Source organism: Streptomonospora nanhaiensis, assembly GCF_026642255.1.
Lineage (GTDB): Bacteria > Actinomycetota > Actinomycetes > Streptosporangiales > Streptosporangiaceae > Nocardiopsis > Nocardiopsis tropica.
The window spans coordinates 2,344,846-2,365,017 of record NZ_CP113264.1 but is presented as its reverse complement, the minus strand read 5'-3'; the positions used below and the strand labels follow the sequence as shown (position 1 = coordinate 2,365,017).

At 73.1% G+C, this 20,172-nt stretch carries 18 protein-coding genes; 13 read left to right on the top strand and 5 right to left on the bottom strand.

The features are described from left to right. Positions 1-170: 170 nt before the first annotated feature. Positions 171-1,424 carry an MFS transporter gene (locus OUQ99_RS10300; RefSeq protein WP_378554707.1) on the top strand — a complete coding sequence of 418 codons (1,254 nt, stop codon included), beginning with the start codon at positions 171-173 and terminating at the stop codon, positions 1,422-1,424. Positions 1,425-1,545: 121 nt separating this feature from the next. On the opposite strand, the gene OUQ99_RS10295 is transcribed toward OUQ99_RS10300, so the two are convergent. The 4 genes from OUQ99_RS10295 to OUQ99_RS10280 all read right to left on the bottom strand — a co-directional run bounded on the left by OUQ99_RS10295 (position 1,546) and on the right by OUQ99_RS10280 (position 6,218). Next, the gene (locus OUQ99_RS10295) at positions 1,546-2,271 is read right to left on the bottom strand and encodes a DNA primase (protein WP_267949202.1); all 726 of its coding nucleotides are present in this window, start codon (positions 2,269-2,271) and stop codon (positions 1,546-1,548) included. Between the two features lie 47 nt (positions 2,272-2,318). After that, a complete protein-coding gene (locus tag OUQ99_RS10290) occupies positions 2,319-3,785 on the bottom strand; it encodes a hypothetical protein (RefSeq protein ID WP_267949201.1) in 1,467 nt (488 codons plus the stop codon). A 460-nt stretch (positions 3,786-4,245) separates the two neighbouring features. After that, the gene (locus OUQ99_RS10285; RefSeq protein WP_267949200.1) at positions 4,246-5,022 is read right to left on the bottom strand and encodes a hypothetical protein; all 777 of its coding nucleotides are present in this window, start codon (positions 5,020-5,022) and stop codon (positions 4,246-4,248) included. Between the two features lie 185 nt (positions 5,023-5,207). After that, complete coding sequence (locus OUQ99_RS10280) at positions 5,208-6,218, bottom strand: YihY/virulence factor BrkB family protein (RefSeq protein ID WP_267949199.1); 1,011 nt, start codon at positions 6,216-6,218, stop codon at positions 5,208-5,210. Between the two features lie 387 nt (positions 6,219-6,605). Here OUQ99_RS10280 and OUQ99_RS10275 point away from each other — a divergent pair, with 387 nt between their 5' ends. From OUQ99_RS10275 to OUQ99_RS10235, 9 genes are all read left to right on the top strand, one after another. Continuing rightward, entirely contained in the window at positions 6,606-8,303 is a 1,698-nt protein-coding gene (locus OUQ99_RS10275) for a nitrite/sulfite reductase (protein ID WP_267949198.1), read from the top strand. Positions 8,304-8,402: 99 nt separating this feature from the next. Then, a complete protein-coding gene (locus OUQ99_RS10270) occupies positions 8,403-8,609 on the top strand; it encodes a hypothetical protein (protein WP_267949197.1) in 207 nt (68 codons plus the stop codon). Next, the gene (locus OUQ99_RS10265; protein ID WP_267949196.1) at positions 8,606-9,307 is read left to right on the top strand and encodes a phosphoadenylyl-sulfate reductase; all 702 of its coding nucleotides are present in this window, start codon (positions 8,606-8,608) and stop codon (positions 9,305-9,307) included. The genes OUQ99_RS10270 and OUQ99_RS10265 overlap by 4 nt, the downstream gene beginning before the upstream one ends. Further along, positions 9,304-10,077, top strand: coding sequence for a sirohydrochlorin chelatase (locus OUQ99_RS10260; RefSeq protein ID WP_267949195.1), 774 nt, complete (start codon positions 9,304-9,306; stop codon positions 10,075-10,077). Before OUQ99_RS10265 ends, OUQ99_RS10260 begins: the two co-directional genes overlap by 4 nt. Before the next feature lie 237 nt (positions 10,078-10,314). Then, entirely contained in the window at positions 10,315-11,019 is a 705-nt protein-coding gene (locus OUQ99_RS10255; protein WP_267949194.1) for a pyridoxine/pyridoxamine 5'-phosphate oxidase, read from the top strand. 169 nt (positions 11,020-11,188) lie between these two features. After that, positions 11,189-12,820 carry an acyl-CoA dehydrogenase family protein gene (locus OUQ99_RS10250; RefSeq protein ID WP_267949193.1) on the top strand — a complete coding sequence of 544 codons (1,632 nt, stop codon included), beginning with the start codon at positions 11,189-11,191 and terminating at the stop codon, positions 12,818-12,820. A 372-nt stretch (positions 12,821-13,192) separates the two neighbouring features. After that, the gene (glgX, locus tag OUQ99_RS10245) at positions 13,193-15,340 is read left to right on the top strand and encodes a glycogen debranching protein GlgX (RefSeq protein WP_267949192.1); all 2,148 of its coding nucleotides are present in this window, start codon (positions 13,193-13,195) and stop codon (positions 15,338-15,340) included. A 79-nt stretch (positions 15,341-15,419) separates the two neighbouring features. Continuing rightward, positions 15,420-16,226 carry a pyrimidine reductase family protein gene (locus OUQ99_RS10240; RefSeq protein WP_267949191.1) on the top strand — a complete coding sequence of 269 codons (807 nt, stop codon included), beginning with the start codon at positions 15,420-15,422 and terminating at the stop codon, positions 16,224-16,226. Positions 16,227-16,392: 166 nt separating this feature from the next. Continuing rightward, a complete protein-coding gene (locus tag OUQ99_RS10235) occupies positions 16,393-17,172 on the top strand; it encodes a GntR family transcriptional regulator (RefSeq protein WP_267949190.1) in 780 nt (259 codons plus the stop codon). A 76-nt stretch (positions 17,173-17,248) separates the two neighbouring features. On the opposite strand, the gene OUQ99_RS10230 is transcribed toward OUQ99_RS10235, so the two are convergent. Further along, positions 17,249-17,680 (bottom strand): hypothetical protein, encoded by a 432-nt coding sequence (locus OUQ99_RS10230; protein ID WP_267949189.1) that lies wholly within the window; start codon positions 17,678-17,680, stop codon positions 17,249-17,251. 205 nt (positions 17,681-17,885) lie between these two features. Here OUQ99_RS10230 and msrB point away from each other — a divergent pair, with 205 nt between their 5' ends. The 3 genes from msrB (at position 17,886) to OUQ99_RS10215 (ending at position 20,062) form a co-directional block, all read left to right on the top strand. Beyond that, a complete protein-coding gene (gene msrB, locus OUQ99_RS10225) occupies positions 17,886-18,329 on the top strand; it encodes a peptide-methionine (R)-S-oxide reductase MsrB (protein WP_267949188.1) in 444 nt (147 codons plus the stop codon). Positions 18,330-18,597: 268 nt separating this feature from the next. Further along, complete coding sequence (locus OUQ99_RS10220) at positions 18,598-19,266, top strand: phosphatidylserine decarboxylase (protein ID WP_267949187.1); 669 nt, start codon at positions 18,598-18,600, stop codon at positions 19,264-19,266. Next, complete coding sequence (locus tag OUQ99_RS10215; RefSeq protein ID WP_267949186.1) at positions 19,253-20,062, top strand: CDP-alcohol phosphatidyltransferase family protein; 810 nt, start codon at positions 19,253-19,255, stop codon at positions 20,060-20,062. The genes OUQ99_RS10220 and OUQ99_RS10215 overlap by 14 nt, the downstream gene beginning before the upstream one ends. Positions 20,063-20,172 lie beyond the last annotated feature (110 nt).

Below are 20,172 nucleotides of genomic sequence, written 5' to 3'. Positions count from 1 at the left end.
CCGCGCGGGAGCGGGCCCCGGGGCGGGCCGGGTCAGGGCCCCGGGTCTCGGGGTGGCCGAGCGGTCCGGGTCGGAAGCCTCTCGGATACGGAGCGGACCCCCTATGTAAATCGGGTCCGCGTCCTATGGCAAGCCCGCCCGACGCGGTGGCCGAAAACGTCTGTCGTCCCATGAGCGGACTGGATAGCATCTGCGCGCACGGAACCGTCCACGTGGGAGCCGCCTTGAGCACGTCCGCCGAGAAGACCGCAGCACCGCCCCCGGAGGCCCGCCGGGCCCGGGTCGCGGTCTCCACCCTCTTCTTCGTCAACGGATTCACCTATACCAACGCGGTGCCGTGGCTGCCGGTGATCAAGGACCGGCTGGAGCTGAGCAACGCCGAACTGGGCCTGGCGATCGCGGCCATGCCCACCGGGGCGATCCTCACCGGCATGCTGGCGGGGCCGCTGATCCACTGGTTCGGCAGCGGCCGGGCGGCCGTCGGGACCAGCCTGGTCTCCCTGGGAGCGCTTCCATTCATCGCCCTGGCGCAGAACTGGTGGATGCTGGCGGCCGCGCTCTTCGTCCTGGGCAGCGCGGACGCCTGGACCGACTCCGCGCAGAACTCGCACGGGCTGCGCGTCCAGCGGCGCTACCGGCGCAGCATCATCAACACCTTCCACGCGGTGTGGAGCCTGGCGGCGGTCGCGGGAGGACTGCTGGGCGCGGCGATGGCCGGACTCGGGGTGCCGCTCCTGTGGCACCTCGGCGCCGTTTCCGCCGTGCTGCTGGTGGTGAACCTCGTGGTGAGCCAGATGCTGCTGCCCGGACCGGACAGCAGTGAGCGCGAGGACGGGACCAGCGGCGAGGACGGGCGCCGGCTGCGCGTCCCCGGCCGCGCGCTGGTCCTCCTGGTCGGGCTCGGCGTGCTGCTGATGTTCGCCGGGGGCATCGAGGACTCGGCCGCGTCCTGGGGCGCGGTGTACATGACCTCGGAGCTGGACGCGTCGCTGTTCCTCGCCGCACTGCCGTTCGTGGCCTGCCAGGCGATGATGACGCTGGGAAGGCTCGCCGGCGACCGGGTGACCGACCGGTTCGGCGCGGTGGCGGTGGGACGCGCCAGCGGGCTGCTTGCGGGTGGAGGGATCGCGTTCGCCCTGCTCCTCCCCCACCCCGTGACCACCGTGATCGGTTTCGGCGTGATGGGCCTGGGCGTGGCCACGCTGTTCCCGCTCACCCTGGCCGCGGCCGGGAACGTGCCGGGGGTGCGCACCGGCGACGGCGTGACCGTCGTCGGCTGGCTGGGACGCGCGGGGTTCCTCGGGTTCCCGCCCCTGATCGGCCTCCTGGCCGACTCGTTCAGCCTGGGGGCGGCCCTGTGGGTGATCTCCGGTGCGGGCGTCACCGCGTTCCTGCTGGCGGCGGCACTGCGTCCGCGCGGGTGAGCGAGCCGTGCGCCGGGGCGGGGAGCGCCCCCGCCCCGGCACACGGGCAGGGCCCCCGGTCGTGGGACACGACCGGGGGCCCTGGTGCGTCCACGGTCGGGACCGTGGGACGCGGGTACCGCTAAGCGACCGGGGACGGGCGCCGCGCACCGGCCCACAGGGCCAGAACGCCGATACCCGTCACGACGGCGCCACCGAGCACGAAGCCCTGCATGTCGACGCCGGTCTGGGCGAGGGTCTCGTCGGCGCCGCTGTTGACGGGAGCCGGGGCCTCGGGCGTGGTGGTACCACCGGGGGTGGTGCCGCCGGGGGCCTGGCTCTCGTCGCCGTCGTCGTCACCGGGGTCGGTGCCCTCGCCCGGGTCCGGGTCGGGGCCCGGGTCGGGGTCGGGATCCGGGTCGGGATCCGGGTCGGGATCCGGGTCGGGGTCCGGGTCCGGATCGGGGTCGGGATCCGGATCGGGGTCGGGATCCGGGTCGGGGTCCGGGTCCGGATCCGGGTCGGGTCCGGGCGTCTCACCGTCTCCGGGGTCCTCGCCGTCACCCGGGTCACCGGGGTCCGGGTCGACCGGCGGGTCGGGGTTGCCCGGGTTCTCACCATCGCCCGGGTTCTCCGGGGAAGGGGGGAAGTCGGCCGGGAACAGGTCCGGCACAGTGATCGGCGCGTCCTCCAGGACGACCTCGTCGAGGACGGGGAGGACAGGGGACTCGACCGTTGCCTCGGTCACCGCGGGGGCGACGTCGGGGGTGGTCTCGTCACCGGTCACGGCGAACGCCGGGCTGACGGAGAAACCGGCCATGAACAGACCGGCCGCAGTCACGGTCAGAACGCGCTTCTTGGGGGACATCCCACTCCTTTCTCTTCTCTGCGAGTGATCTGCTCAGGGGGAGAGATCTACTCAGGGGGGATGGCATAGAGGTGGTCGTCGTGGACCACCACGGCCCGCTCACCGAGCAGGCCGTTGGGCTGGACCGAGCCTTCGGGGGCCTCGGACGGCTCTCCGGAGGCGTCGACGGCGACGAGTGCGCCGTCGAGCCGGCCGAAGACCCGTGCGCCGACCGCGATCTCGGGGATGAAACCGGGGACCACCGCGGACTCGCCGGTCGCCGGGTCCAGGACCATGGGCCCGTAGGCGACCACGTCGGTCCCGACGGGGCCGGAGCGGTGGCGGACGTCCTCCAGGAGGGCGGGGTCGACGGCAGCGGTACCGATCACGCTGCCGTCCTCGCTGTCGTGGAAGGCCAGGATCGTCTCGTCGCCCTCGCGGGGCTCCCAGCGCACGATGACGTAGTCGCGCAGGGCGGTGACGACCGACTCCATCTCACCGGCCTCGTCCGGGCGCTCGGCGTTGACCTCGACCGGGTCGCCGTCCGGGGAGACCCACGTCCAGGGCCCGCTGAGGACGGCGGCGAGGACGTTCTCCCCCTCGGCCAGCATCGGGGCTGCGCTCCCGGGGACCTCCACGGGCTCCAGCGCGTCCGCGACCGGGACGTAGGCCTCCTCCTCGCTGCGCACGAGCACCGAACTGCCCACGTACTGGGCGGAGGCGTTCTCCGGGATCGGGATGTCGACGGGCTCCCCGCCGTCCGCGGGCCAGAACCAGAGGGTTCCCGCCGTCTCCGCCACGATCGCGGGCCCGCCCCCGTACTCCACGAACCTGGGCGAGCCCAGGAGTTCGCCGGAGCCCATCGGCAGGTCGGCCGCCCAGAGGCGTGAGCCGTCGGCGTCGAACAGGTTGAGCCGGTCCTCGGGGTCGACGTAGGCGAGGAGCTCGCCGTCGCGGCTGACCCCGGGCTGGCTCCCCGTGGCGAGCGCCTCGCTGAAGTCGACGGTCTCGGAGAAGTGGGGCGGCGCGGGGTGGTTGAGGGTGACGTCGTCGGCCGCCTGCTCCGCGGGGTCGGCGCCGCCACTCGGGAGGAAGCGCGTCACGACCACGCCCGCGCCCACGAGCAGGACGAGGGCCAGGGCCGCGGCCCCGGCGATGACCAGGCCGCGCCTGCGCCCGGAGCCCGCGGGCCGGACCGGACTCGCGGAAGGCGTGGGAGTCGCGGGGGCCGCGGGCGGGGGCGGGACCGGGGCGGCGACGGGCGCGGGAGGCTCGGCGGCCTGGACCACCCCGTCGGGCGTGGCGACCAGGCGCCAGACGCCGTTGGCGTCACGGGCGTCGACCAGGACCGGCTGCCCGATTCTGGCGGCATAGCCGGTGGCGACGTCCAGGGCCGCGCGCCGGGTCTCCTTCGGGGCGCGGCCGGTGACGACCTGGCGCTGCCCCTCGATGACGATCTCGGCGCTGTGTTCGTCGGGCGCGATGACGATGACGGCGGTGGGCCGGGACTGCCCCGGTCGGGACGCCCGGCTCATGGTGCCTCCGAAGGCATGGGAAACGTGGACCTGTTCGTGTACGGGTTACGGGAGACCTCGGTCAGCGGTGACGGTAGGTCGCGGCCTGGGTGGTCACCAAGCGGTGGTGCCGGCACACGCGTAGTCGATGCTGCTGGAGATGATACTGATGGTCGTCCTCCGGACCTATTCCGGCCATGGGCCGGTGGACCCGGTATCCGCTGCGAAACTTCCGACAGTGTTTCCGTTGTCCCTCCCCCGACCTGCAAGATCACCCCGGCACGGGATGCGGACCGGACTTTCCGCGCTGTCCCGCCCCTGTTGTGGACCCTCCGACCCGTCGTGAGGTTCACACCGAAAATGGCCGGATCCGGCCAGGGTCCCGCGGTTCGATCCGCCCCGGAGCGCGCACGGCCCCCGGCCGACCACGGCCGGCGCGGTTCCGGGACCGCGCGTCGGCCCCGCCGGGGCGGTGTACCGGTCAACCGGGGAGCCTGAAGAGCCTGATGTACTCCTGGGGCCGGTTCCGCTGGTCGGCGGCCGCGGTGGCGGCCGTTCCCCCCGGTTCGCCCACGAGGTGGACGGTGACGCCCGGGACCGCCGCGAAGGACACCGGGACACTGGAGAACCCGGCGTACGCGCACCGGACGCTGTGCGGTCCCGGGGGAAGGCCCACGACGAGGCTCTCCCCAGGAGCCACCGTCCCCACCCTGTCGCCGTCCACGTGGACCCGATAGTCGACGAGCATGTCCCGCATGCCCGCATGCGGCCGGTGGACCACCACCGGCACCCACCCCCGCGGCACCTGTCCCGGGCTGCGCAGGCCGATCACCTTCGGCCCGGTGAGCACCGGTTCCGCCGCGGCCTCCAGCCGCGCCGCACGCTCCCTCCTCAGGTGGACCCAGGCCAGGACGGCGGACCCGCAGGAGACCGCCAGCAGGGGCATCATCGTCCAGGCGGAGTTGAAGACGACGAACGCCAGGGCGAGCAGGGTGAGGGGGACGGAGGTGACGAGGTTGAACCGGGTCGTCACGGAGAAGAAATGCTCTCCCCCCGCCCAGCGGATCCTCTCCGAGAACGTCATCTCCGTGTGGGCGACCGTCGTGCAGCAGGCGGCGGCCCACCCGAGGAACAGGGCGAGGAAGATCCCGGCCGCCACCGGCACGGGATTCCCCGTGAACCGCACCACCGGGAGGATCACGAAGCAGGCCAGAGGGCCTGCGCTCGCACAGGCGGCGAGCAGGGGCGACGCCCTCATCCGCCGTACCCCCGCTCAGGGGCGGCGACACGGGGCCGGGGGCCGGCGGGGGACGGGGGGACGGTCATGGGGGTGACCTCTCGTGGTGCGGCGTCCGGACCCGGGGCCGCGGGGCCGCGGCCCTCCTCCCGGACGGCTTCCGCGACGGTACCGGGGCGGAGCGACCTTCGGCGAGTCGGCGGGCCTCAGCGGCCGTTGCCCTCCACGATCGTGTCGATGACCGCCTGCTCACGCCGCTGGACGAGGCGGTCCGCCCGCTCGAACCGGCGGTTCGCGAGCTCGGCCCTGGCCGCGGCGGTGCGGACGGTCGGCCACATGGCGTCGATCTCGGAGTTGAACGAGGACCCGACCAGGACGGCGACGGCCATCACGTACAGCCAGGCCAGGATGGCGATCGGCGCCGCCAGCGAACCGTAGATGCTCACCTGGCCCAGGGAGGCGTCCAGGTAGGCGCGCAGGGCGGCCGACCCGCCGATCAGCACCAGCGTGGCCAGCAGCGCGCCGGGCAGGTGGCGCCACAGCGGGGTGCGCACCGGCACGCTCAGCGCGTACAGCAGCGTGACCGCCGCGATGGCGAGCAGCACCACGGTCGGCCAGTAGAGGAGGTTGAGGCGCCCCACGGTGATGGGCAGTAGCGCGTGCACGATGTCGGGCCCGGCCACCAGGACCGGCAGGACCAGGACCGCGAACAGCAGCCCCCCGAGGTAGGCGACGAACGCGAGGACCCTCTGGCGTATCCAGCCCCGCAGCTCGTCCAGCCCGTAGGAGATGGTGATGGAGCGGATGAAGACGTTCATCGCCCGCGACCCCGACCACAGCGACACCGCGAACGTCACCGAGAGGAGCCCGCCCTGGGCGCCGCCGAGGAAGTCGTCGACGAGCGGCCTGACGACGCTGTCCACCGTGCCCGGGGTGAGCACACGCGCGGCCAGGTCCAGGATCCAGACCCGGATCTCCTCCACGATGTCGTCGCCCAGCACGGCGGCCAGCGGCCCCAGCGCCCCCAGCAGGCACAGCAGCAGCGCGGGCAGCGAGATGAGGGTGAAGAACGCCGACTCGGCCGCGAGGCCGACCACCCGGTCCCGGGCGAACGCCCGCACGGTGCGCAGGACGAGCAGCATTCCGCCGTGCGCGCGGGGGTGCCGTCTCAGCCATGCGTCGACGGCGTGCCACAGCGCCTCCCAGAATCCCACCACGGGGAGAACGTTAGCGGGCACAGGCCCCACCGGGCGACGCGGTGAGTGACGTGACTCACGTCGGGGGCCTTTCGGCGCGTCTGGACAAAGTCCGGAAGCCCGTGACATTCTCATTGCATGATCGCTGCCCTGGACCCCATGCTCTGCGTGCGCCGCCACGTGGACTTTCTTCGGGTCCGCAGTGCCATCTGTTGCAGCGTCGGTTAATCTCGCCGCCTTTTGACGCACCCCAGGGGTGCGCGCGGCCCCGGCGCTCTCCCCCTTCTTCGCTTCCCCACACGCGGATCCCACCCGTGACGCCCGACACGACGACGTGCGGCGCCCACGGGCCGGCGGTGCGGGCGCCGGGACTGTGAGCACCCCGCGACCCCATCGGAGACACCCGCGATGCCTCCCTCTTCCGCGCAGCCCGGCAGGACAGCGACCGCGGCCACGCCGCGACGCCGCCGTGGCGAGGGCCAGTGGGCCCTCGGCTACCGCGAGCCGCTGAACAAGAACGAGGAGAACAAGAAGAACGACGACGGGCTCAACGTCCGCGATCGGATCATCAACATCTACTCCAAGCGCGGGTTCGACTCGATCGACCCGGCCGACCTGCGGGGGCGTTTCCGCTGGTTCGGGCTGTACACGCAGCGGGCACCGGGCATCGACGGCGGCAAGACCGCCGTCCTGGAGCCGGAGGAGCTGGACGACAGCTACTTCATGCTGCGCGTGCGGATCGACGGCGGCCAGCTCTCCGCGGCGCAGCTGCGCGCCATCGGCGAGATCTCCCGCGACCACGGCAGGGACACCGCCGACATCACCGACCGCCAGAACGTCCAGTTCCACTGGATCCGGGTCGAGGACGTGCCCGCGATCTGGGAGAAGCTGGAGTCGGTCGGCCTCTCCACCACGGAGGCCTGCGGCGACACCCCCCGTGTGATCATGGGCTGTCCGCTGGCGGGCGTCGCCGAGCACGAGGTCATCGACCCCACACCGCAGATCCGCCAGATCTACGACGAGCACATCGGCAGCCCGCTGTACTCCAACCTGCCCCGCAAGTTCAAGACCTCGCTGTCGGGGTGCAGCTCCCACTGCGTCAACCACGAGATCAACGACATCGCGTTCGTGGGCGTGCGCGACGGGGCGGGCGAGGCCGGCTACGACCTCTTCGTCGGCGGCGGCCTGTCCACCAACCCGATGTTCGCCCAGCGCCTCGGGGCGTTCGTCCGCCCCGACCAGGTCAGCGAGGTGTGGGCGGGCGTCTGCTCGATCTTCCGCGACTACGGCTACCGGCGCCTGCGCACCCGCGCCAGGATCAAGTTCCTCATCAAGGACTGGGGCGCGGAGAAGTTCCGCCAGGTGCTGGAGGAGGAGTACCTGGGGTACGCGCTCCAGGACGGCCCCGCGCCGGAGCTGGACCCCGGGCTGGAGCGCGACCACGTGGGCGTGCACCGCCAGAACGACGGGCGGTTCTACGTCGGTTTCGCACCCAGGGTGGGGCGGGTCTCCGGCACCTCCCTGCTGCGCATCGCCGAGATCGCCGAGGAGCACGGTTCGGACCGCATCCGCACGACCGCCGACCAGAAGCTGGTGATCCTGGACGTCGAGGAGGAGCGGATCGACTCGATCCGCGCCGCCCTGGGCGCGGAGGACCTCCAGGTCGAGCCGAGCGTGTTCCGGCGCCAGACGATGGCGTGCACCGGCATCGAGTTCTGCAAGCTCGCGATCGTGGAGACCAAGGCCCGCGCCTCGACCCTGATCGACGAGCTCGAGAAACGGCTGCCGGACTTCGGCGAGCCCCTGACCATCAACCTCAACGGCTGCCCCAACTCGTGCGCCCGCATCCAGGTGGCCGACATCGGCCTCAAGGGCCAGCTGGTGATGAACGCCGACGGCGAGCAGGTGGAGGGCTACCAGATCCACCTGGGCGGCGGCATGGGCATGACCCGGTCCTTCGGCAAGAAGATCCGCGGCCTGAAGACCACCGCCGACGACCTGCCCGACTACGTCGAGCGGGTGCTGCGCCGGTTCCAGGACCAGAAGAAGGACGGTGAGTCCTTCGCGTCCTGGGTCGGCCGGGCGGACGACGCCGACCTGAAGTAGCGACCGGAGCGGCCCGGCCGGGGCGGGCTCCCGCCCCGCGGGCCGCCCCGGCCGTGCCCGAGCAGGACCCGTGGAACACGACGAAGGAAGAGGTGCGCCATGTCCGAGAGGGCCGCGCCCCACTACTGCCCCTACTGCGGTGACGAGGACCTGGTTCCGGAGGAGGGAGCCGCCGTCAAGGGCGAGGGCTACCCCTGGGCCTGCCTGTCCTGCGCCCGCGTGTTCCGCGTCAAGTACGTCGGGTTGCGCTCCGCGTCGTTCTCCGGCGCGGACGCCCCCTCCAGACCGACGGAAGGGAACTCATGAACTCCACCATCACCGCCGCGGGCGGCCCCGAGCTCGCCGTGCGCGCCGCGCGCGAGCTGGAGGAGGCCTCCGCCCAGGAGATCATCGCCTGGGCCGCGGAGACCTTCGGGGACCAGCTCTGCATGACCTCGTCCATGGCGGACGCGCTCATGGTCGACCTGGCCTCGAAGGCCGCGCCCGGCATCGACGTGATCTTCCTGGACACCGGGTACCACTTCCCCGAGACCCTGGGCACCCGCGACGCCGTCTCCTCCGTGTACGACATCAACCTGATCAACGTCGAACCCGTCCGCACGGTGGCCGAGCAGGACCTGGCCCTGGGGCCGCGCCTGCACGGCCGCGACCCCGGCATCTGCTGCCACCTGCGCAAGGTGGAGCCCCTCCAGCGGGCGCTGGCGCCCTACGCCGCCTGGTTGACCGGCCTGCGCCGCGAGGACTCGGTGACCCGCCGCGACACCCCCGTCGTGCAGTGGGACAAGCGGCGCCGGATGACCAAGGTGAACCCGATCGCCCGCTGGACCCAGGAGGAGGTCGACTCCTACATGGCCGAGAACGGGGTGATGGTGAACCCCCTCCAGTACGACGGCTACCCCTCGATCGGCTGCGAGCCGTGCACGCGGCGCGTGGAGCCGGGCGAGGACCCGCGCAGCGGCCGCTGGGCCGGGACGGGCAAGACCGAGTGCGGGATCCACGTATGAGCGCCGGGACGCCGGGGTGGCGCCCGTCGGCGCCCCTGCTGGCGGTGGCGCACGGCAGCCGGGACCCGCGGTCGGCCGAGACGGTCGCCGCGGTCCTGGACCGGGTGCGGTCGCTGCGCCCGGGGCTGGACGTGCGGGCGGCCTACCTGGACCACGTCGCGCCGGGCGCGGACGAGGCCCTCGGAGAGCTGGCCTCGGGGGGCGCCGGCGAGGCCGTGGTCCTGCCCGTGCTGCTGACCGCGGCCTACCACAGCAAGGTGGACCTGCCGAGGGCGCTCGCCGCCGCGCGCGGGCGCAGCCCGTGGCTGCGGGTGCACTACGCCGACACGCTGGGGCCGCACCCCCTGCTGCTGGACGCCGTGGAGCGGCGCCTGGCCGAGGCGGGGGCGGACGCCGGGCCGGGGACGGCGCTGGTGCTGGCCTCGGCGGGGTCCGGCGACCCGGAGGCCAACGCGACCGTGGGGGCCCTGGCGGAACGGCTGGCGGAGCGCGGGCCGTGGCGCGAGGTGGTGGCGGCCTTCGCCTCGGCGGCCCGCCCCTCGCCGGGCGAGGCGGTCGCCGCCCTGCTCGGCCGGGGGGCGCGGCGGGTCGCGGTGGCCACCTACCTGCTGGCCCCGGGCTTCTTCGCCGACCGCATCCGCTCGCAGTCGCTGTCCGCGGGGGCCTCCGTGGTCTCCGAGGCCCTGGGCGACGTGCCGGAGCTGGCCCGGGTGGTCCTGGACCGGTACGACTCCGCGGTCGCGGTCCGGCGCGCGGTGGTCCGCGCCTGAGAGGCGGCGGGCGGGCCCGGCCCCGGGTCCGCCCCCGCAGGCCCCGCCCCGGTCCGGCGTCCGCCGGCTTGTCGCCGCTCCCGGCCGCCCCGGCCCCCTGACCGGTGCAGACGCCCCCCCGACACGGTCGTCCACAGGCGGGGGGCGTCCCTTGTGCCGGGCGGCGCGGGCGAGAAGAATCAGGACCGGCGGCGCTCCGGCCGGACGCCGCCGGCCGTACGAGCCGTGGAGGTGGCCGTGCCCGGGGACCGGAGCGCGCCGGAGCCGCAGGGGGCTCCGGCGAAGGACGGCATCAGGGACCTGCTGAGGGGGCTGCCGGTGTTCGCGGGCCCGCTGCCGGGGTTCGACCCCGCCGCGGCGCCCGACGACCCGGCGGAGCTGTTCCTGGAGTGGTTCACCGCGGCGCTGCGGGACGGGGTGCCCGAACCGCACGCGATGACGGTGGCCACCGCGGACCAGGCGGGCGCCCCGTCGGCGCGGGTGGTGATCATGAAGGACTTCACACAGCGGGGATGGTGGTTCGCCACCACGACCACCTCCCGCAAGGGCCGGGAGCTGGCCGCCAACCCCGCCGCGGCACTGCTCTTCCACTGGGGGCCGCAGGGGCGCCAGGTGCGGGTGCGGGGCTCGGTGGAGCTCGCCTCCCCGGAGCAGTGCGCGGCCGACTTCCTCGCGCGTCCCCTGGAGTCGCGGGTGGCCGGCCTGCACGGCAGGCAGAGCCGGCCCCTGGCCGATCCCGCCGAGGTGGACAGGGCCGCGGACCGGGGCCGGGAGCTCCTGGAGCGCGAGCCGGGGCTGGCCCCCGGGGACTGGGGCCTGTACGTGGTCTCCCCCGCCGAGGTCGAGTTCTGGCAGGCCGCCCCGGACCGGCGCCACACGCGCCTGCACTACTCCCGCACGGGGCCGGACGGGTCCTGGGAACGCGGTCTGCTCTGGCCCTGACGCATGGGAGGGCTCCCATGCCCCGCGGTCCGCCGCGCCCGGTCTGATCAGGCAGGGGGCGGGGGAAACGTGTGTCCACAGCGTTACCGAATCCTGTTCCGTTCGGCGTCCCGGGCACGGGTAGGATTCCGGAACCCTCCGAACACCGAGCCAGAAGGACGGTAGGTCGATGCCCCCGACACACGAGGTGTTCAACCAGGCCGCACCGCTCGGCGACTACAGCGCCGGGGAGGACCCCGCCCTCCTCGAAGGACTGCGGCGCGAGGGCGCCGAGTGGGCCGAGGCCGACGTGCGCGCGGTCGGCGACGCCGCCGGGTCGGAGCGGGTGCGCGCCTGGGGCGAGTCCGCCAACGCCTATCCCCCGGTGCTGCGCACGCACGACCGCTACGGCCACCGCGTGGACGAGGTCGACTACCAGCCCGCCTACCACGTGCTGATGGACCAGGCGGTCGAGCACGGCATGCACGCCGCCCCGTGGGCGGAGGAGCGGGCGGGCGCGCACGTGGCCCGCGCGGCCAAGTTCTTCCTGTGGTCCCAGGCGGAGAGCGGTCACGGCTGCCCCGTCTCGATGACCTACGCGGTGGTGCCCGCGCTGCGCCACGCCCCGGAGCTGGCGCAGCGGTACGAGCCGCTGCTCACGGCCCGTACGTACGACTTCGGGCTGCGGGCCCCGCACACCAAGCACGGGCTGCTCGCGGGCATGTCGATGACGGAGAAGCAGGGCGGCTCGGACGTGCGCGCCAACACCACGCGCGCGGTGCCCTCCTCCGGGGGGCACTACCTGCTCACCGGGCACAAGTGGTTCACGTCCGCGCCGATGAGCGACTTCTTCCTCACCCTCGCGCAGGCCCCGGAGGGGCTCACCTGCTTCCTCGTGCCCCGTGTGCTGGAGGACGGCAGCCGCAACGGGCTGTCCGTCCAGCGGCTCAAGGACAAGCTGGGCAACAGGTCCAACGCCTCGGCCGAGCTGGAGTACGACGGGGCCGTCGCCCACCTGGTCGGCGAACCCGGCCGGGGTGTGCCCACCATCATCGAGATGGTCAACAGCACGCGGCTGGACTGCGTGATCGGCTCGGCCTCGGGCATGCGCGCCGCGGTCGTACAGGCGCTGCACCACGCCGAGCACCGCCGGGCGTTCGGCGCGGCGCTGGTCGACCAGCCCCTGATGCGCAACGTGCTCGCCGACCTGGCGCTGGAGTCCGAGGCGGCGACGGCCCTGATGACGCGCCTGGCCGGGGCGGTGGACCGCTCGGTGCGCGGCGACGGATCGGAGTCGGCGTTCCGGCGCCTGGGGGTGGCGGTGGGCAAGTTCTGGGTGACCAAGCGCCAGCCCGCCCATGCCGCGGAGGCCCTGGAGTGCCTGGGCGGCAACGGGTACGTGGAGGAGTCGGGGATGCCCCGCCTGTTCCGCGACTCGCCGCTCAACTCGATCTGGGAGGGTTCGGGCAACGTGGCGGCGCTGGACGTCCTGCGCGCGATGGGCCGCAGCCCGGAGTCGGTGGAGGCGTTCTTCGCGGAGCTGGGCACCGCCGCCGGTGTGGACGACCACTACGACGCGGCCGTCAAGCGCCTGGAGCAGTCCCTGGGCGACCAGGAGGAGGTCCAGTACCGCGCCCGGTCCGTGGTGGAGCTGATGGCCCTGACCCTCCAGGCGTCGCTGCTGCTGCGGTACGCGCCGACCCCGGTCGCGGAGGCGTTCACCGCGTCGCGTCTGGGCGGCGAGTGGGGGCACGTGTTCGGCACCCTGCCCCGGGGGACGGACACCGGGCTGATCCTGGACCGGGCCCGGCCGCGCAGCTGAACCGCGTCCGGCCCGCACGGCCCGCGGGCCGGACGCGCACGGCCCGCGGGCCGGACGCGCACGGCGCACGCCGGGTCGGCCGTCCCGCCGCCCCTCCCCGTGCGGCGGCCGCCGCACGGGGAATTCCGGGGGCCGCCCGCCGAGCCGGTGACAACAAATTCCCACAAAGGACACGAAGAGGGACGCCCCTCGACGATCATCGCCCGGGGTCGGCATACTTCGCCCGTCGCGGCGGAAGGAAGAAGTCGTCACGAAACACGTCCGCCCGCTTTCGGGCAGGGGCGTGACGGACGACCACCCTTCCGAACGGAACGGATTCGCGCCGTCCCGTCCAGACCCGAAGGCCCCGACACCAAGAGACCGACAGATCCTATGGTGGAAGTCTGGCCAGGTAGTTCCTATCCGCTCGGTGCGACCTACGACGGGTCCGGCACCAATTTCTCCCTGTTCTCCGAAGCCGCCGAACGGGTGGACCTGTGTCTGTTCGACGACGACGGCGAGGAGACGCGCGTACCGCTGACCGAATACGACGGATTCGTCTGGCACGGGTACCTGCCCGGAATCGGCCCGGGGCAACAGTACGGGTACCGGGTGCACGGCCCCTACGCCCCGGAGCACGGTTTGCGGTGCAATCCTGACAAACTGCTCACCGATCCCTATGCGAAAGCCCTGAACGGCAATCTCACCTGGCACGAGTCGCTGTTCAGCTACCGCTTCGCCGACCCCGACCGCAAGAACACCGACGACAGCGCCCCCTACGTGCCCAAGTGCGTGGTGGTGAGCCCGTTCTTCGACTGGGGCAACGAGTCCCGCCCGCGCACCCCGTACCACCGGACGGTGATCTACGAGGCGCACGTGCGCGGCCTGACGATGCGCCACCCGGGCATCCCCGAGCACCAGAGGGGCACCTACTCGGGACTGGCGCACCCGGTGGTGATCGACTACCTCACCTCGCTGGGGGTGACGGCGGTCGAGCTCATGCCCGTCCACCACTTCGTGCCCGAGCACGCCATGGTGGCGCGCGGGCTGACCAACTACTGGGGGTACAACACCCTCTCCTTCCTGGCCCCGCACAGCGGGTACGCCGCCCGCGGCTCACGCGGCCAGCAGGTCCAGGAGTTCAAGGCGATGGTGAAGTCCCTGCACGAGGCGGGCATCGAGGTCCTGCTCGACGTGGTGTACAACCACACCGCGGAGGGCGACCACATGGGCCCCACGCTGTCCCTGCGCGGCATCGACAACCTCAGCTACTACCGGGTGAGCGACGAGGACCAGCGCTACTACCTCGACTACACCGGGTGCGGCAACAGCCTGAACGTCCGCCACCCGCACTCGCTGCAGCTCATCATGGACTCGCTGCGCTACTGGGTCCTGGAGATGCACGTGGACGGGTTCCGGTTCGACCTCGCCTCGGCCCTGGCCCGGGAGTTCCACGACGTCGACCGGCTCAGCACGTTCTTCGACATCGTCCAGCAGGACCCGGTGATCTCTCAGGTCAAACTGATCGCCGAGCCCTGGGACGTGGGTCCGGGCGGATACCAGGTGGGCAACTTCCCGCCGCTGTGGACCGAGTGGAACGGCAAGTACCGCGACACCGTCCGCGACTACTGGAGGGGCGAGCCCGTGATGGGCGAGCTCGCCTCGCGCCTGGCCGGGTCGAGCGACCTCTACCAGGACGACGGCCGCCGCCCGGTGGCCTCGATCAACTTCATCACCTGCCACGACGGCTTCACGCTCGCCGACCTGGTCTCGTACGACCACAAGCACAACGAGGCCAACGGCGAGGGCAACCGCGACGGCACCGACGACAACCGCTCCTGGAACCACGGGGTGGAGGGGGACACCGAGGACCCGGCGATCATCACGCTGCGCCGCCGCCAGGTGCGCAACTTCCTCACCACCCTGTACATGTCGCAGGGGGTGGTGATGCTCTCCCACGGTGACGAGGTGGGCCGCACCCAGGGCGGCAACAACAACGCCTACTGCCAGGACAACGAGATCGCCTGGATCGACTGGAAGAGCGCCGGGCTGGGGGAGGACGAGGAGCCCGACAACGACCTGCTGGACTACGTGCGCGGGCTGGCGCGCCTGCGGCGCGACCACCCGGTCTTCCGGCGGCGCCGCTTCTTCCGCGGCGGCCCGGTGGAGGAGGCCGCCGCCGGGGAGGGCGGCCTGACCGACATCGCGTGGCTGCGGCCGGACGGCAGGCCGATGTCCGGTGACGACTGGGACCCGGCCGGCCAGGCGCTGGGGGTGTTCCTCAACGGGGACGCCATCACCGAGCCCGATCCGCGCGGGCGGCGCATCCGGGACAGCTCCTTCCTGCTCCTGCTCAACAGCGGCGCGGACGCGGTGGACTTCACCGTCCCGGGAACCGAGTACGGGATGGCGTGGGAGACCGTCCTGGACACGGCCGAGCCGGATGTGTCCGGGAGGCCGTTCGTGGCCGCCTCCGGCCCGGTCCGGGTGATCGACCGGGCGCTGCTCCTGCTGCGCCGCGTGTCGCACAGGAACTCCTGACCCGGGGCCCGGGGAGGGCCGGGGCCGACCCCGGCCCTCTCCGGGCGGCCCGCCCCCGCACCCCCTACGCTGAGTGACCATGTCGACCGAACACGCCGGCGGCGCCGGCACCTCCGCTCCCGTCACGTTCCGCGAACTCCTGCCCTCGCCGGGCGCCGCAGGCGTCGACCCGGCCCTCGCGTACGCCTATCCGCCCGGCCTGGACCGCCCCTGGGTGCGAGCCAACATGGTGGCGAGCGCGGACGGCGGCGCGGTGGGGCCCTCGGGCCGCAGCCGCGACCTGTCCTCCGCTCCCGACCGCAGGCTGATGGGGGTGCTGCGCGGCCTGTGCGACGTGGTGCTGGTCGGAGCGGGCACGGCGCGCACGGAGGGGTACGGCCCGGTCCGGGCCAGGAAGGCGTGGGAGGGGTTGCGCGCCGGACGCGCCCGGACCCCCGCCGTGGCGGTCGTCTCCCGCTCGCTCGACCTCCCGGAGGAGCTGCTGACGGAGGCCCCCGAGGACGCCCGCACACTGGTCCTCACGACCAGGGGCGCGCCGGAGGAGCGGCGGCGGCGGGTGGCCCGGTACGCCGACGTCGTGGTGGTGGACGGGGCGTCGGTGACGCCGGCGCACGTGGTCGGGGAGCTGGCCGCGCGCGGGATGCGCCGGATCCTGACGGAGGGGGGACCGCACCTGCTGGGCGAGTTCGTGGCCGCCGGGCTCCTGGACGAGCTCTGCCTGACCCTGAGCCCGCACCTGCTGGGATCGGGGCCGCCCCGCATCGTGGCGGGAGGCCCCGGAGCCCCCGGAGCGCCGGAGGCGTGGTCACAACAGAGCACACCCGTGCGCATCGCGCACCTGCTGGAGGCGGAGGGGAACCTGTTCGCGCGTTACGTCAGGGGCTAGGGCGTCTCGCGGGGACGCGGCTGTAACCGGTCGGTTTCGGCCGCCCCACAACGACGCATGAACCATCCCGCAATCGGACATACCCGATGTGTGCCCTCCACTGGAATCACCGCCACGGGACACACCGCATTGACGGGGCTTACCGGCTTGGCCCCCGGCCGAGAGGATGAACGTAGTGCCGACGTCCGAAAACGGGTCCCCTCCGGTCTACCGGGAGATAGCCGAGGAACTACGCGGACAGATCCGCTCCGGGCGGTACGCCGACGGCGACCGCCTTCCCGGGGAGAACACCCTCATGGAGCGTCACGGAGTCGCCCGGGCGACGGCCCGGCAGGCGCTCTCCGTGCTGATCAACGAGGGCCTGGCCGTGGCCGTACGCGGCTCGGGCATCTACGTCCGCCTGTTCCGGCCGGTGCGAAGACACGGTGCGCGCCGCCTGTCCAAGGAGCTGTGGGGCCAGGGCCGGGCGATCTGGCAGACCGACGGCGAGGAACGGGGCTACGAGGTCGACGGGCTGTGCGTGGACGAGACCGTCGCGGACGGGCACGTGGCCCGCGCCCTGGGGCTGACCGAGGGGGGCGGGGTGCTCCGGCGCTCGCGCCGCTACCTCGTGGAGGGGAGGCCGGTCCAGCGCGCGGTCTCGTACCTGCCCCTGACGGTCCTGGTGGACTCCGCCGCGGCCAGGCGCGTCCGTGAGCACGACAGCGGCCCCGGCGGGATCTACGCTCGGCTGGCCGAGCTCGGGCAGGCGCCTGCCCACTTCACCGAGGAGATCCGGGTGCGCATGCCCACCCCGGAGGAGAGCCAGGAGCTGAGGCTGGCGCCCGGGACACCGGTGCTGGAGGTGGCGCGCACCGCGCTCACCTCCGAGCACCGCCCCGTGGAGTTCAACGAGATCACGATGGACGGCTCGGCGTACGTGCTCCAGTACGACTTCGACGCCTGACCGCCGCCCCGCCCGCGCACCGGCCCGTACACGGCGGGAGGGGCGCCGTTCCCGGCGCCCCTCCCCCGAACCCGGCTCAGCGACAGCCCCGCTTGGAAGCGAACACCAGGTACGCCAGCGACAGGAACACGAGTCCCACCGCCGGCGCCCCGGCGGCTGCGAAGAGCAGGGAGTTCGACTCGGTCATCGCCCACCGGGCCATGCCGGCCCCCAGGACGGTCGCCACGGCGAGCGCGCACACCGCGAGCACCATGGCGGAGACCAGGAGCTTGCGGTCGCTCCAGGGCTCGGGCCTGGCCAGCTCGGCCCGCCTCGTCGTGGTGCGGAGGCTCAGCTCCGCGGCCCACGCCAGCTCGCGGCCCGCGGCGGCCGCGCCCCCGGCGAGCACCCGGGCCCGCCCCCGTACCCCCGCGGTGGTCCGGTCCAGCCACCACAGCCCGTATCGAATCCTGCCCACACGCAGCGGCCGTCTGCTCACTCCGAGTGCCTGTTGCGTCGCAACCGCCATGTCACCCGCCTCACACGCACCGTACGACCACCGACCTCGTCGGTTGCCGTACCCGTCGCCCGGGCCACTGAACGTCGCCAGAGGTGAAGTTAGGCGGATATAGCCATGAAGGATGATTTACCGGCACCAGAGGCTCTATGTACCGGTCCGTCCGACAGGGGGCGCCGTGGCAGCATCAGGACACGATTCGGGGTAGCGTCGTCACATGGCTGACTCACCGGACCAGGCCCCGCACACCGGCGACGGGACCGAACGTCTTCCCCAGAGCGACCAGGAATGGCGCGACCGGCTCAACGCCCAGGAGTACGCCGTCCTCCGGCAGGCCGCCACCGAGCGCCCCTGGAGCGGCGCCTACGTCGACACGAGGACCAGCGGCGTCTACCGCTGCCGGGGCTGCGGGGCGGAGCTCTTCCGCTCCGACGAGAAGTTCGACTCCCACTGCGGCTGGCCCAGCTTCTTCGATCCGGCCGACTCCGACGCCGTCACCCTGCACGAGGACAGGTCCCTGGGCGCGGTGCGGACCGAGGTGCGGTGCGCCACCTGTGACTCCCACCTCGGCCACGTCTTCCACGGCGAGGGCTACGCCACCCCGACCGACGCCCGGTACTGCATCAACTCCGTCGCGCTCACCCTCGAACCGGCCGACTAGCACCTCCCCGCCCCGCCCCGGACGCGTGGTCCGGGGCGGTCGGCGCGCGTATCACCGTGCGCCCGCGACCCGCCCGCGACGGGATCGGGGATAATCGCATCCAGCGCGTCAACGGTCGGCCCCCTCGGCTGCCCGCGAGGCGCGGCGCGAAGGCCCCCGGACCACACCGGGTCCTCCGCGCACCAGCCGGCCCTCAGCCACCGGGCCGACCCCTCACAGCGGCAACCGATGTGCGGGCGACCCGACCGACCCGCGACGAAAGCGCTCGATGACCGACGACTCACCTTCCTCATCAGTCACCCACCGCCCCCCGGCACGCCCCCGGTTCGGCATGGCCCAGGGGTCGGGCCCCTGGCTGCTCCCCGCTCTCGGAGCCGCCGGGGCCGCCGTGCTGGCGGCACGGGGCTCCCGGGCCCGCACGGCGCTCGCCGTCCCTGTGGTCGCCCTCGCGGCTGGGATGACCTGGTTCTTCCGTGACCCCGAACGGGGGCCTGCGACCGGGCGGGTGCTGTCCGCGGCCGACGGCGTCGTACAGAGCCTCGACCTCCAGCCCGACGGGCGGATCCGGGTCGCGGTGTTCATGAACCCCCTCAACGTGCACGTCAACCGTGCACCCCTCGCCGGTGTGGTGACCGGTGTCGAGCACCGCCCCGGGGGTTTCCGCCCCGCATTCGACAAGGACAGCGAGCGTAATGAGCGCGTCATCTGGACCCTTGAAACCGAGATCGGTGAGATCACGGTCGTTCAAATCGCCGGCGCGATGGTCAGGCGTATCGTCCCGTATCTCGCTGCGGGGCAGAAGGTCGAACAAGGCGAGAGGATCGGTCTCATCCGGTTCGGGTCCCGGGTCGACGTCTACCTTCCGGCCGGGGTCGCCCCGGCGGTGGAGATCGGCCAGAAGGTCCGCTCCGGAGAAACCCGTCTTGACGCCGACTGAGAGCGCGGAGGGCGTGGCCGCGGCCGAACGGCCCGCGGGCGCCGTCGAGGCGGCCCCCCTGCTGCGCCTCGGCGTGGCCGACTACCTGACCCTGGGCAACGCCCTGTGCGGCTTCCTCGCCGTGTGGGCGCTGGTCGTGGCACAGACCGCCCACGCCGCCGCCGGGGCGGCCGGCCCGCTGCCGCGCACCGCGATGGCCACGGTCGTGGGCCTGATGATGGTCGCGGCCGCCCTCGACGTGCTCGACGGCCGGGTCGCCCGCAAGCTGGGCGGCAGCGGCATGGGCGCCGAGCTGGACAACCTCGCCGACGTGATCAGCTTCGGGTTCGCCCCGGCGTTCTTCTTCGTCGTGTGGGCCATGCAGGCCGGGGACGCCGGCCTGCTGCCGGTGGCCGCGGGCGGCGCGGTGCTGCTCGCGGTGATCGTGCGGCTGGCCCGGTTCTCCTGCCAGGCCCCGGGCGCGGACTACTTCACCGGGCTGCCCTGCCCGTTCGGCGCGATGGCGGTGGTGACGGTGGTGCTGCTCGACCCGCCCCTGCTCGCGGGGGTCGCGGCGGTGCTGCTCATCTCCTGGCTGATGGTGAGCCGCATGGAGTACCCCAAGCCCCGCGGCCGCAAGGCCTACGCGGTCCTGGGCGTGCTCGGCTTCGGCGTGGCCCTCATGGCCGCCTGGGGCATGGGGCTCCCCGCCGGGCAGTCGCTCATCTACCTGATGAGCGCGCTCGTGCTGGGCTTCATCGTGACGATCCCCTTCTACGTGCTGGCCACGCGGAGGTCCGCCTCCGCCCGGGGCTGAGGCGGGGACGCACGGGGAGCGCCCCGGACGGAGGCGAGGGCCTCCGCCCGGGGCGCTCCGCGTTCCCGGTCCGCCCCGGCTCCCCGACCGTCACCGACGGCGCGGCAGCC